General features: G+C 74.0%; 9 protein-coding genes and 2 pseudogenes. 8 read left to right on the top strand and 3 right to left on the bottom strand.

Annotated elements, in window-relative coordinates:
* Window positions 1–17: 17 nt before the first annotated feature.
* Window positions 18–245: pseudogene (locus tag V7E46_RS21995) on the bottom strand (saccharopine dehydrogenase); the annotation flags it as partial.
* Between the two features lie 4 nt (window positions 246–249).
* On the opposite strand from V7E46_RS21995, the pseudogene V7E46_RS21990 reads away from it, so the two are divergent.
* Window positions 250–648, top strand: a pseudogene (locus tag V7E46_RS21990) (helix-turn-helix domain-containing protein); the annotation flags it as partial.
* Window positions 649–743: 95 nt separating this feature from the next.
* On the opposite strand, the gene V7E46_RS21985 reads toward V7E46_RS21990, so the two are convergent.
* A complete protein-coding gene (locus tag V7E46_RS21985; RefSeq protein WP_333770025.1) occupies window positions 744–2,300 on the bottom strand; it encodes a DUF3533 domain-containing protein in 1,557 nt (518 codons plus the stop codon).
* Window positions 2,301–2,543: 243 nt separating this feature from the next.
* Here V7E46_RS21985 and V7E46_RS21980 point away from each other — a divergent pair, with 243 nt between their 5' ends.
* From V7E46_RS21980 to V7E46_RS21950, 7 genes are all read left to right on the top strand, one after another.
* A complete protein-coding gene (locus V7E46_RS21980) occupies window positions 2,544–3,233 on the top strand; it encodes a S1 family peptidase (protein WP_333770024.1) in 690 nt (229 codons plus the stop codon).
* A gap of 608 nt (window positions 3,234–3,841) precedes the next feature.
* Window positions 3,842–4,597, top strand: a complete 756-nt coding sequence (locus tag V7E46_RS21975; protein WP_333770023.1) for a (5-formylfuran-3-yl)methyl phosphate synthase — start codon at window positions 3,842–3,844, stop codon at window positions 4,595–4,597.
* An 8-nt stretch (window positions 4,598–4,605) separates the two neighbouring features.
* Window positions 4,606–6,009, top strand: coding sequence for an aldehyde dehydrogenase family protein (locus V7E46_RS21970; RefSeq protein WP_333770022.1), 1,404 nt, complete (start codon window positions 4,606–4,608; stop codon window positions 6,007–6,009).
* A complete protein-coding gene (locus V7E46_RS21965) occupies window positions 6,006–7,115 on the top strand; it encodes an NAD(P)-dependent alcohol dehydrogenase (protein ID WP_333770021.1) in 1,110 nt (369 codons plus the stop codon). Before V7E46_RS21970 ends, V7E46_RS21965 begins: the two co-directional genes overlap by 4 nt.
* Before the next feature lie 207 nt (window positions 7,116–7,322).
* The gene (locus tag V7E46_RS21960) at window positions 7,323–8,219 is read left to right on the top strand and encodes a class I SAM-dependent methyltransferase (RefSeq protein WP_333770020.1); all 897 of its coding nucleotides are present in this window, start codon (window positions 7,323–7,325) and stop codon (window positions 8,217–8,219) included.
* A gap of 56 nt (window positions 8,220–8,275) precedes the next feature.
* Entirely contained in the window at window positions 8,276–8,716 is a 441-nt protein-coding gene (locus V7E46_RS21955) for a VOC family protein (RefSeq protein WP_333770019.1), read from the top strand.
* Between the two features lie 426 nt (window positions 8,717–9,142).
* Window positions 9,143–9,631 carry a beta-class carbonic anhydrase gene (locus V7E46_RS21950; protein WP_333770018.1) on the top strand — a complete coding sequence of 163 codons (489 nt, stop codon included), beginning with the start codon at window positions 9,143–9,145 and terminating at the stop codon, window positions 9,629–9,631.
* Window positions 9,632–9,962: 331 nt separating this feature from the next.
* Here V7E46_RS21950 and V7E46_RS21945 read toward each other — a convergent pair whose 3' ends face one another.
* Window positions 9,963–11,552 carry an MFS transporter gene (locus tag V7E46_RS21945; protein WP_333770017.1) on the bottom strand — a complete coding sequence of 530 codons (1,590 nt, stop codon included), beginning with the start codon at window positions 11,550–11,552 and terminating at the stop codon, window positions 9,963–9,965.
* Between the last annotated feature and the right edge of the window lie 433 nt (window positions 11,553–11,985).

The raw sequence follows: 11,985 nt of genomic DNA, 5'->3' as shown, positions 1-11,985 counted from the left end.
GTCCCGGCCCGCTGCGGCCGCAACTCCAGGCGGATGTGCGGGGACAGCGCGCGGAGGAAGTCGGGCGCGTCGAAGATCCCGCCGGCGCAGGCGACTCCCGCCGACGTCCTGGTCCGTCCGCTCAGGATGCGGTCGACCGCTTCCACCGCGAGCGGGGCGGTCACCGCGTAGACGTCCCGGCCGGCGGCGACGGCGCGCCGTTCGCCGCCGCCGGAGCGTACGACGACATCGATGAGGAAGTTCTGCGCGGTCGCCCGCCGCCTGGTCGTGCCGCCGCACCGGGACGGCGGCCAGGCCCAGTTCGTCACCGCCCCCGTACCCGCCCAGGACACCCACCCGCTCTCCGCGCTCTTCCCCTGGGTGATCGAACGCCTCGACCGTCCGCTGACCGTGGAGGACCTGGCCCGCCGGGCCCGGATGAGCTCGCGCAACCTGGGCCGCCACCTCAGGTCGGTGACCGGTGCCACCCCGTTGCAGTGGCTGCTGGCGCAGCGGATCCGCCACGCCCAGGAGCTGCTGGAGACGACCGACGACAGCGTCGACTCCATCGCGGCGGCCACCGGCATGGGCACCGCCACGACGCTGCGCCGCCGCTTCAACCGCACGGTCGGCGTCCCCCCGGACGCCTACCGCCGCACCTTCCGCTCGGACCCGTTCACGTACCCGCTCCGGCCCGACCGACAGCGCGCAGGACATCGCCCAGCGCCCCTGGGCCGTTCCGGCGGCGCCCCGCCCGCCGGGCGTCAGGCCGGGGCGCCGCGGGTGGCCGCGCGGCGCAGGTGGAGGGCGGACGCGGCGAGCGCGACGAGGATGCCGGCCGCCGCGTACACCGCCAGCACCCACAGCGGGCCGGTGGTGTGGTGGGCGCCGAAGTAGACGGAGTTGCGCACCGCGGTGGTGCCCGCGCCCGGCGGCAGCCAGGGGCCGATCGCCCGCCAGAACGGCGGCAGCAGCGAGTTGGGGTACGCGCCGCCCGCGCTGGGGTTGCCGAGGACGACGAAGACCAGGATGGCCAGGCCGATGCCGACCACCCCCAGCAGCACCTGGAAGGCGACGGTGGCCGCGCCCGCGGCGAGGACGATGAGGGCGCCGATACCGAACAGCGCCCAGAAGTGCCCGGTCAGGGCGCCCAGGATCGGATCGATGATGAGCGCGCCGCCCAGGCCGGACAGCATCGCGTACGGCACCAGGCCGGCCAGCCGGAAGCCCGTGCGGCGCACGGTCGCCGGCCGTGTCCCGCCGGTCATGCCCATGATGGCCGCGACCAGGTAGCCGCCGATCATCCAGCCGATCACGACGTAGAACGAGGACAGGCCGCGGCCGTCCTTGGGGCCGGGCGCGCGCAGGTCGGTGATCCGGATCTGCCGGTTCTGGCCGGTCTCGACCTTCTGCGCGATCTGGGTGGTGACGGTCGACACCGACGGCCCGGCCGCGGACGCGACGAGCAGCGTGTCGGTCCGGGTCTGCGGACTCACCACGATCGCCGCGTCGAGGTCGCGGGCGAGGATCCGGTCGCGGGCCTGCCGCGCCGTCGGCACCGCGCGGGCCTTGAACGGGTTGCCGGACAGCGCGTTGAGCCGCCCGGTGAGCTTGCCCGCGACCTGGACGGGCGCCACGACGCCGACCGCGATGCGGTGCGGCCTGGGCGAGTGGAAGGCGCCGACGTAGGACAGGATGAAGCCGAGCTGGAGGGCGAGCACGCCGGCCATCAGCAGCACCGCGCGCAGGCTCACCGCGTCGCGCAGGTCGGCGGCGAACCCGGGCGTGCCGCGGCCCGCGGGGACCTCGTGGCTGCCGCCGGGACCGTTCCCGGCGGGGCCTTGCGGACCTTCCGGGCCTTGTGGGCCTTCCGGCGGAGTCGGCGGCGGGCCGTGCGGGGTGTCGGAAGCCATCGTGCCGCTCCTCCTCGTCGTCGCGGGACGCGGGTACGTCTGCGCCGGTACGCCCGCGCGGGTGCGCCAGTGCCGGTACGTCTGCGCCGGGACCCGTCGCCCGGGCCCGCAACGATGCCTGCCCCGTACGAGCCGCGGCCGACGCCGGACGGCGGGTTTGACCTCCAGAAGGGTGAACGGACCACCGCCCGTGTTCGGCCGTTCCGGCCGGCTGACGCTCGTGAGCGCCTTGAGGACGACCTGGGTGACGGGGTCGGGCTGCGAGATCATGATGACGTGGGAGCCGTCGATCTCGGTGATGTCGGCTCCTGCCCGCTGGGCCGTCTCGCGGACGACGCCGGCGCCTGCGGCGGTGTCGGCGGTGCCGACCGGCGCCCGCACGGGCAGGTTCTTCCGGGCGGGAGGCACCGCTGGACGGCGGCAGGGCGCAGCGGCGGCCGGCCTGCCGGCCGGCAGCCGCGCGCGCCGGTGCCGTCAGCGTGGCCCACCGCGCCGGGCCCGCCCGATTGTGCCCTTGTGCCTGTCCTCGCCCGTTCCCATACTGGCCCCACCGTGTCAGGGGCATGCCGTGAATGGGTGCCACCGTGGCGCCCGGCACTCATGAGGCGCGCCCGCCAGGACCGACGCGACCCGTCCACCCAGGAGGCTCCGTTGAGCATCGGACACCGCTTCACCGCCCGGCCCGCCGCCCGCCGCCCGGGCCTGGCCGCCGTCGCCCTCGCCGCGTTCGCCACGGCCGTCGCGAGCGGCCCGGCCGCGGCGGCGCCCGCAGGAGGCGTGGCACGACCCCAGGTCTCGGCCGGCGACATGATCTACGCCAACAACGGCACCGCCTGCCAGGCGCAGGTCAACGCCCGCGCCGGAAGCACGTACTACATCATCATGCCGGGCCACTGCACCCAGGGGACCTCGGCCTGGTACACGAACGCCTCCCTCAGCACGTACATCGGCCCCACCCTCGCCACGTCCTTCCCGGGCAACGACTACGGCCTGATCCGCTACGACAACCCGGCGGTGCCGCACCCCGGGGGCGGCTACCCGTCCGCAGGCAACCCCTACGTCGGCGAGCAGGTCTGCCGCAAGAGCCCTGTCAGCGGCACCCGCTGCGGCACGGTCAAGGCCCTCAACGCCACGATCAACTACGGCGGCGGGCAGGTCGTGAGCGGCCTGATCGCCACCTCCGTCTGCACCGACCCGGGCGACACGGGGGGCCTGCTGTCCTCGGGCTCCACGGCCATCGGCCTGTTCAGCGGCGGATCGGGCAACTGCTCTGCGGGCGGCACCAGCTACTACCAGCCGCTCACCGAAGTCCTGGCCGCCTACGGCCTGTCGCTGTACTGAACCCACCGGCGGCGCGGACGGCCCGCCTCCCCGTACCGCCGGCAACTCCCGTAAACCCGGCGCCCCTACGGGGGCCGCATGCCGCACGGACGAGTCGAGGACGACGTCGGCGCCGTCCGCCGCGACCGCCGCGTCCGGCCCGGACCGGCCACCCGATTCCGAGGAGTCCCCATGTCCCAGCCGCCGTCCGCCTCCCCGCGCCGCTTCCGGCGGAGGCGGCAGCGGGGACCGGGGCTGTCGCGGTCCAGGCCCGGAGACGGTCGAGCCGCCCGCATGCTGCGGTAGAGGTGGGCGCTGTGCGGCCGCGCAGCGCCGACCCGCTCGGCGATACGAGCGCGGGCGGCGTCCACGACGGGGGCGGACGCCGCAGGCACCCGGTCCGGCGAGCCTTCGCGCGCCATCGTTCCGTCCTGGTCCAGCCCGAACAGGCGCTTCGTGTGAACCGGCGTGCACGGCGCACTGGATACGCCGTGGCGGTACCTGTTCGCACTCCGCGCGCTCTACCAGCGGCCGGGGGCCGCAGCGATGATGAGCAGACCGCAAGGAATCCCGTCGACGCCGCACACCTGCCTCTCGGCCGGGTGGATCTGCGGTGGAAGGAGTCCGCATTGTTGCTTCTCATCTCCCCGGACAGCGTCGAGGAGGCCCTCGACTGCGCGAAGGCGGCCGAGCACCTCGACATCGTCGATGTCAAGAAGCCCGACGAGGGCTCGCTCGGTGCGAACTTCCCGTGGGTCATCAGGGAGATCCGCGACGCGATCCCGGCGGGCAAACCGCTGTCCGCGACCGTGGGCGACGTGCCGTACAAACCCGGCACGGTGGCCCAGGCGGCACTCGGCGCGGCCGTCTCCGGAGCCACGTACATCAAGGTCGGCCTCTACGGATGCACGACGCCCGACCAGGCCGTCGACGTCATGCGCGGGGTCGTCCGGGCGGTGAAGGACTACCGGCCGGACGCGTTCGTCGTCGCCTCGGGCTACGCCGACGCCCACCGGATCGGCTGCGTCAACCCGCTCGCGCTGCCCGACATCGCCCGCCGCTCCGGCTCCGACGCGGCCATGCTCGACACCGCGATCAAGGACGGCACGCGGCTGTTCGACCACGTACCGCCCGAGGTCTGCGCGGAGTTCGTCCGGCTGGCCCACGAGGCCGGACTGCTCGCCGCCCTCGCGGGCAGCGTGAAAGCGGGAGACCTCGGCGCGCTGACCGCCATGGGCACGGACATCGTGGGGGTGCGCGGGGCGGTCTGTGAGGGGGGCGACCGCAACACCGGGAGGATTCAGCCGCAGCTGGTGGCCGCCTTCCGGGCGGAGATGGACCGGCATGCCGGGGAACACGCGGCTGCCGTCGCTGCCGCGAGCTGATCGCCGGCATGCCGACGAGTCAGCCCTGCCGCGCCCCCGGGACGCGCGGCGAGCGCTTCGCCGTCCTCGATCCGGCGACGGGCGAGGCCTTCGATACGGCTCCCGATCAGCAGCCGGACGAGTTGGACGCCGTCGTCAGCCGGGCCCACGGGGCATGGCGGAACTGGCGGGCCGATCCCGCGGCCCGCGCCGCGGCCCTGCTCGCGGCGGCTGATGCGGTGGAGGCGGCCGGGGCGGATCTTGCGCCATTGCTGACGCGTGAGCAAGGCAAGCCGCTGGCCGAGTCGTACGCGGAGGTCGCCCGTACGGCGGCCCGTATACGCTACTTCGCCGAGCTGGCCCCCGGGCCGCAGCCGATCAGGGACGGCCGGCCGGTGCGCAGTGAGGTCCGCTGGCGATCGCTCGGCCCGGTCGGCGCGATCGTTCCGTGGAATTTTCCCCTGCAGCTCGCGTCGGCGAAGTTCGCGCCTGCGCTGGCCGCGGGGAACACGGTGGTGCTCAAGCCGTCGCCCTTCACGCCGTTGGCCACACGATTGCTGGGGTCCGTGATCTCCGCGGTCCTTCCCGAGGATGTGCTGACGGTCGTCACCGGTCATGAGCCGCTCGGCGCCCGGCTGGCGTCGCACCGGGGGATCCGGCATGTGACGTTCACCGGTTCGGTTGCGACGGGGCGGGCTGTCGCGGCGGGCGCGGCGGCGTCCCTCGGCCGGGTCACGCTGGAACTGGGCGGCAATGACGCCGCCGTGCTGCTGGAGGACGTGGATGTGGAGCGCGCCGCGGACCGGCTGTTCTGGGCGGCGTTCCGCAACTGCGGGCAGGTCTGTATGGCGGTCAAGCGCGTCTACGCCCCGTCCCGGCTCTACGCCGATGTGGTCGAGGCTCTCGCGCAGCGCGCGAAGACCGCGGTCGTCGGACCCGGCCTCGACCCGGGTACGCAGCTGGGCCCGGTCAACAACGCCCCTCAACTGGCGAGGGTCGAGCGCTACACGGCCCGGGCGCTGGCGGACGGCGGCCGGGCCGTGGCCGGTGGCCACCGGCTGGACCGGCCGGGCTACTTCCACGCCCCGACGATCCTGGCCGATGTCCCGCCGAGCAGCCCGGTGGTGACGGAGGAGCAGTTCGGTCCTGTCCTGCCGGTGCTGCCGTACGGGAGCGTGGACGAAGCCGTCGAGGCGGCCAACGACACCGGCTTCGGGCTGGGCGGCTCGGTGTGGGGGACCGATCTGGACCGGGCCGAGGCGGTGGCCGGCCGGCTGGAGTGCGGGACGGCGTGGATCAACCACCACGCGGAACTGTCCCTGGCCCAGCCCTTCGCGGGCATCAAGGACAGCGGCGTGGGCGTCGCGGGCGGGCCGTGGGGGCTCTACGGGAATCTCAGGCCGTTCGTCGTGCACCGTCCGGAGGAGCCGTGAGCAGGAGGTTCGGCGCGGCGGTGCTGCGCTCGTACGGGAGCCGGTTCGCCGTCGAGGAGGTGGCACTGGACTCGGGGCCGGCCGACGGCGAGGTCCTGGTGAGGATCGCGGGCTGCGGGATGTGCCGGACCGATCTCGCGGTCCGGCACTCGGCGGGCCGCTCCCCGCTGCCTGCGGTGCTCGGCCACGAGGGGGCCGGGGTCGTGGTCGAGACGGGCGGCCCGCACACGGGCCTCGCCGGCGGCGACCACGTCGTGCTGAGCTTCGACTCCTGCGGACACTGCCGGAGCTGCATGGCCGGCGCCCCCGCCTACTGCGACTCCTTCGCGTCGCTCAACCTCTTCGGGGGGCGCAAGGAGGGCGCCGGGCGGTTCACCGATGCGGCTGGGGACGCGCTGGCGCCGCGGTGGTTCGGCCAGTCCTCGTTCGCGGAGTACGCGGTGGTGGCGGCCCGTAACGCCGTGCGGGTCGATCCCGCGCTGCCCATCGAACTGCTCGGGCCGCTCGGCTGCGGCTTCCTCACCGGAGCCGGGGCGGTCCTCACGTCTTTCGGCGTCGGGCCCGGCGAGTCGGTCGCGGTCTTCGGTGCGGGGGCGGTGGGTCTGGCCGCGGTGATGGCGGCTGCCGCCTGCGGGGCGGTGGCCGTGGCGGTGGACCGGCATCCCGAACGGCTGGCTCTTGCGGAGCGGTTCGGCGCGATCGCGCTGCATGCGGCGTCGGCCGATCTACCGGGCCGTATCCGGAAACTGACCGATGGCGGGACGCAGTACGCGCTGGACACCACGGCCTCCGCCAGGCTGGTCAACGACGCGCTGCGGGCGCTGCGCCCGACCGGCCACCTCGGTCTGGTGGCGCGGCTCCACAGCGCGCTGCCGCTGGAGCCGGGGGCGCTGGACCGGGGCAGGAGGATCTCGCACATCTGCGAGGGGGACGCGGTGCCGGGGCTGCTGATTCCCCGGCTGACCGGGCTGTGGCAGGCCGGGCGGTTCCCCTTCGACGAGCTGATCCGTACGTACCCGCTCGCCGCCATCAACGACGCCGAGCGCGACTGCGACGCGGGCCTGGTGGTCAAGCCCGTCCTGATCCCGGAGGGGAGGAGCCGATGAGCATGCGACGCCGCCGGCCGGAGGGGCCGGGTGGCCGCGGGGGCCGCGCCGCCGGGCGCTCTTCCGGAGCCGGGGCGCCCGCGGCATCCGTACGTCCGCCGTTGATCCTTCGCGGCGGCATCCGCTGCGTCCGCCGCTGATCCGCCGTTGCTGCACCTCGCTGTTCGTGGTCCCGACTCGCCCGAGGGAGAAGATGTGACCGGCACAATGCCTCGCAACACTGGTGCGGAGGGTGTGGAAGGAGGCGTCGGCGTGACCGCTCTCCTGGTCGCCGCGGCCCGGGCGATCGAGACCCACCGCGACGACGCCCTGGCGCGGGATGTCTATGCGGAGCACTTCGTGCTGGCCGCACCGGCGTCCGCGGGCTGGCCGGTGCGCATTCACCAGGTCGAGGACGGGGACGCGAACCCGCTGTGGGGCCGGTTCGCGCGGTACTTCGGTCTGCGGACGAGGGTCCTCGACGACTTCCTCCTGCGGGCGGTGCACACGAGCAGCGCCCGCCAGGTCGTGCTGTTCGGGGCGGGGCTGGACTCGCGGGCGTTCCGGCTCGCGTGGCCGGCCGGCACGGTGGTCTTCGAGATCGACAGGGCAGGTGTGCTGGCGTTCAAGCACGAGGTCCTCGACGGGCTGTCGGCGGCCCCGAGCGCGGCGCGCGTGCCCATCCCGGTCGATCTGCGTGCCGACTGGGTCGCGGCGCTGGCCGACGCCGGCTTCGACCCGGCCGCACCGAGCGTCTGGCTGGCCGAGGGGCTGATGTTCTACCTGCCCCCGGCCGCCGAGACGTACCTCATCGACACGGTGGACCGGCTCAGCACGGGCGGCAGCGCTCTGGCGTTCGAGGTCAAGCTCGAAAAGGACCTGCTGGCATACCGCGACAGCCCGCTCTACACCTCGACGGCAGATCAGATCGGCATCGACCTGCTCACCCTGTTCGACCTGGAGCCGAGGCCCGACTCCGCCGGTGACCTGACGGGCAAGGGCTGGTCCACCGCGGTCCACACCCCCTTCGACTTCACCCGCCACCACGGCCGCGGCCCGCTGCCCGAGCAGAACGACGCGCTGGCGGGCAACCGGTGGGTGTTCGCGACCAAGCCCCGGGCGTGAGGTACGCGCCCCGGCGCCCAGCCGCGGTTGTCAGAGACGGGCAGTACGGTCCTGCCATGGCACTGACGATCGGTCTGACCCTCGACTGCAAGGACGCGAAGCTCCTCGCCGGCTTCTGGAAAACGGCGCTGGGCTACGTCGACGAGCCCCCGCCCGCGCCCTTCGCCACCCGCGAGGAGTGGTTCGCGAGTTTCGGCCTGCCGGCGGACGACTCGGTGGACGACGCGGCGTGGCTCTGCGATCCCGACGGCCTCGGCCCCCGGCTGTCCCTCCTGAAGGTCCCCGAGCCGAAGACGGTGAAGAACCGCCTCCATATAGACGTCCGGGTGCCGGGGCACGGCACTCCCGAGGAGCGGTGGGCGCGGATCAGGGCGAAGTCCGAACAGCTGGTGAAGGCGGGCGGTACCACTGTGGAGGAGTTCGACGGCCACCACATCGTGATGGCCGATCCGGAAGGCAACGAGTTCTGCGTCGCGGCCGCCCGGCCGGATTCCTGAGGCAGTTGTGGCGGCACGGGTACGCAGCCAGGGCCCCAGGACGTCGACCTGGCGGCGCGCGGGTGCGCGCCCTCACACGGGTGGTTCCCCGCAGCAGTACCGGCCGGCCGGTACGAACGGGGCCGTGAGCACGATTCGGATGCGGCGACGGTGGCGCCGGTGAGCCGGGCGCCCGAGGTGCCGCCGGTGCGGGCCGGCCGCAGGGCGCGGCCGAACGTCTGCGGGCTTGTGCGTGGCGGGACAGGTGCTTCACTGGGAGGCATGGCGCATCGTCTTGCGGTGATCGAGGACTTCTGGCCCTCCCGCCGGACGGGGATGTTCGACGAGTGGTGTCGGCAGGCCGTGTCCGGGCGCTGAGCCCCGGCTCGGCCGTTCCCCGCTCGTCGTCCCTTCCCCTTCCTCCGTAGTGCCGCAAAGGAAGTACGCATGTCTGTGACCGATGAACTGCTCGCCGACAACGCCGTGTACGCCGAGACCTTCACCGGTCCGCTGCCGCTGCCGCCGTCCCGCCGGGTCGCGGTGGTGGCGTGCATGGACGCCCGTGTGAACGTCTACGCGATCCTCGGCCTGAAGGACGGCGAGGCGCACGTCATCCGCAACGCCGGAGGTGTCGTGACCTCCGACGGGATCCGCTCGCTCGCGATCAGCCAGCGGCTGCTGGGCACCCGGGAGATCATCCTCATCCACCACACGGACTGCGGGATGCTCACCTTCACCGACGACGGCTTCAAGGAAGCGGTGCGGGAGGACACCGGTATCCGCCCGCCGTGGGCGCCCGAGGCGTTCCCCGACCTCGACGACGACGTCCGTCAGTCGATCGCCCGCATCAGGGCGGACCCCTTCATCCCGCACAAGGACGCGATCCGTGGCTTCGTCTTCGACGTGGCGACCGGAAAGCTGAACGAGACGACCTGATCCCGCGCACCCTCCCCGCGCACCCGCGTGTCCCTCCGCCCCGGGCCGCCGTGCCGTCCCGGGGCGTCGGGCGGTGCTCGTGCCTGTGGGAGATCGGTCCCTGGCCAGGCGCGAAGGGTGCAAAAACCCGGCTCCGGCGGCGCCCGCGGCGGGGCGGGCGCCGAGTCTCAGCACGCTGGATGCCCAGGGGCCGTGTGTGCACGTCGTCGACGGACTCGCGTGCCCGGGCGCGGACGGCGGCCGGAGCCGCCCTTCCCGCCGTCGTGCGGCGCCTCGGTCTGCTTCGCGCCGACCGGTCCGCTTCCGCGCCGGCGCCGGCGGTTCCGTTGCATCAGCCTGTTTCGGCGCCGACGCTGTCGGCGGTTGCGGGGGTGGCGGTGCCGGCCTTCGGCTGGGTCCGGGCGGGCCGGATCAGCAGGGCCCCCAGAACGGTGGCGACGGCGAGCGCCCCGGAGACGGCCCAGGCGATGTCGAGTCCGTGGGAGAAGGAGGCGGCCACCAGGCGGGAGAGGGTGTCGTGGGACATTCCGGGGGCGTCGGGGGTGTGTCCGGAGGTGACCGCGTCGGTGATCCGGCCGGCAGCCTCGGGGGAGAGCGCGTGCCGGCCGAGTGCGTGCCGGAGCGAGCTGCGGAAGGAGGTGGCCTGGACGAGGCCGAGGACGGCGATGCCGACGACGGTGCCGAACTGCATCAGCGTCTCCACGGTGCCCGAGGCGATGCCGGCGCGCTCGGGTCCCACCGAGCCGAGGGCGACGTTGTTGTTCGGCGGGAGGGAGATGCCCAGGCCGGCGCCGATGAGCACCAGCATCCAGGCGATCGTCCAGAAGCCGGTTCCCGGGCCGACACTCGCCATGCTGAACAGGCCGGCGGCGCCGACGAGTACGCCGGCCAGGGTGACCGGCCGAGGGCCGTACTTCTCGGCGAGTTTGCCGCCGAGTCCCGCGGTGGCGATCATCGCCAGGGCGGCCGGGAGGAAGCCGAGCCCGGCCTTGACGGGTGAGTAGCCCAGGACCTGCTGGAGGTGCAGTGAGAGCAGGTAGAAGGCTGTCGACAGGGAGAAGCCGAGGGCGAAGGCGACCAGGCCGGCTGTGGTGAAGCCGCCGGAGCGGAACAGCCCGATCGGCAGCATGGCGTTCTCGCGGCGGCTCTCGACCAGCAGGAACGAGCCGAGGCCTGCGGCGGCCACGACGAACGCACCGACGACCCAGGGCGAGGACCAGCCGCGCGGGCTCGCCTCGATCACGGCGAAGGCCAGCGAGAACGTCCACACGATGCCGAGCAGCAGGCCGGCCGCGTCAAGCCGGGCCGCGGCGTGGGCGGGCGCCTTGGGGATCGCGGCGAGCGCCAGCGTGCCCGCGGCCACGCCGAGCACGATGTTCAGGGCGAAGATGGCCCGCCAGTCGATCTGGTCCACCAGGACACCGCCCAGCGCCGGGCCGAGGGCGATCGCGATGCCGGACAGCGCGCTCCAGATGCCGAGCATCTTGGCGCGCTGCTTGACGTCGGGGTAGAGGTTGGCGATCAGCGCCATGCTGGCCGGGACGAGGATCGCGGCCGCGGTGCCCTGCATGGCGCGGCCGGCGATGAGGACTCCCACGTCGCCGGCCAGCATGCTCGCCACGGAGCCCGCGACGAACAGCGCGAGGCTGGCCAGCAGCCCCGTTCGGTGGCCGAGGCGGTCCGACAGCAGCCCCCCGGCCAGCAGCAGGCTCGCGAAGCACAGGGTGTAGCCGTCGACGGTCCACTGCAGGCCCGACAGTGAGGCGTGCAGGTCCTCACGGATGGCCGGCAGCGCCACCACGCTGATCGACAGGTCGAGCATGGCCAGGAAGGCCGCGCCGAACAGGGCCAGCGCGGCGGCCACGGGCGGGGCCGGAGCCAGGGCTGGGGCGTCTGCCCCGGGGACGTCGGTTGCGGACATGGGGTTCCTTTCGGCGGCGGACGACCGTACGGCGGGACGGCCCTGCTCCGGCTCGCGGGCCGTCGCCGGCCCGGCGCTGGCAGGGCGGCGCCCGGCGGTGGCAGGCCGCGGGTCCCGGCCGCGAGACCCGCGCGGAGGGCGGCCGGACCCGAAACTTTGCAAAGTATGCAATACCCCTGACGGCCCGTCAATCGCCCCTTTCCTGTCCTCTCGCGCCCGGGGGCGGCGGCCTCGGACGCCGCCGGGGCCCGCGCCGGGACCTGCCTGCCGCACGCTCCGGGGGCGGCCCGGCGGCGCCCGGAGCGGCGGTTGGCCGCCGTCCCGGGCGCCTGGGCGTGCACGGTCGCGGCGGGCGGTACGGGGTGCGCGCCGGTACGGGGTGCGCGCCGGTGCGGGCGGTGACGGTGCGGGCGGTGACGGTGCGGGCGGGGCC

The sequence above is a fragment of the Streptomyces sp. IBSBF 2435 genome, from assembly GCF_036815005.1.
Taxonomy (GTDB): domain Bacteria; phylum Actinomycetota; class Actinomycetes; order Streptomycetales; family Streptomycetaceae; genus Actinacidiphila.
The sequence above is the reverse complement of the archived record's forward strand: the minus strand, read 5'-3'. Positions and strand labels throughout refer to the sequence as shown.

Bases quoted from the DNA above. Each gene is read 5' to 3' on its own strand.
- V7E46_RS21945 (WP_333770017.1), bottom strand. From the start codon at position 11,552: ATGTCCGCAACCGACGTCCCCGGGGCAGACGCCCCAGCCCTGGCTCCG.
- V7E46_RS21970 (WP_333770022.1), top strand. From the start codon at position 4,606: ATGCCGACGAGTCAGCCCTGCCGCGCCCCCGGGACGCGCGGCGAGCGC.
- V7E46_RS21950 (WP_333770018.1), top strand. From the start codon at position 9,143: ATGTCTGTGACCGATGAACTGCTCGCCGACAACGCCGTGTACGCCGAG.
- V7E46_RS21960 (WP_333770020.1), top strand. From the start codon at position 7,323: ATGCCTCGCAACACTGGTGCGGAGGGTGTGGAAGGAGGCGTCGGCGTG.
- V7E46_RS21955 (WP_333770019.1), top strand. From the start codon at position 8,276: ATGGCACTGACGATCGGTCTGACCCTCGACTGCAAGGACGCGAAGCTC.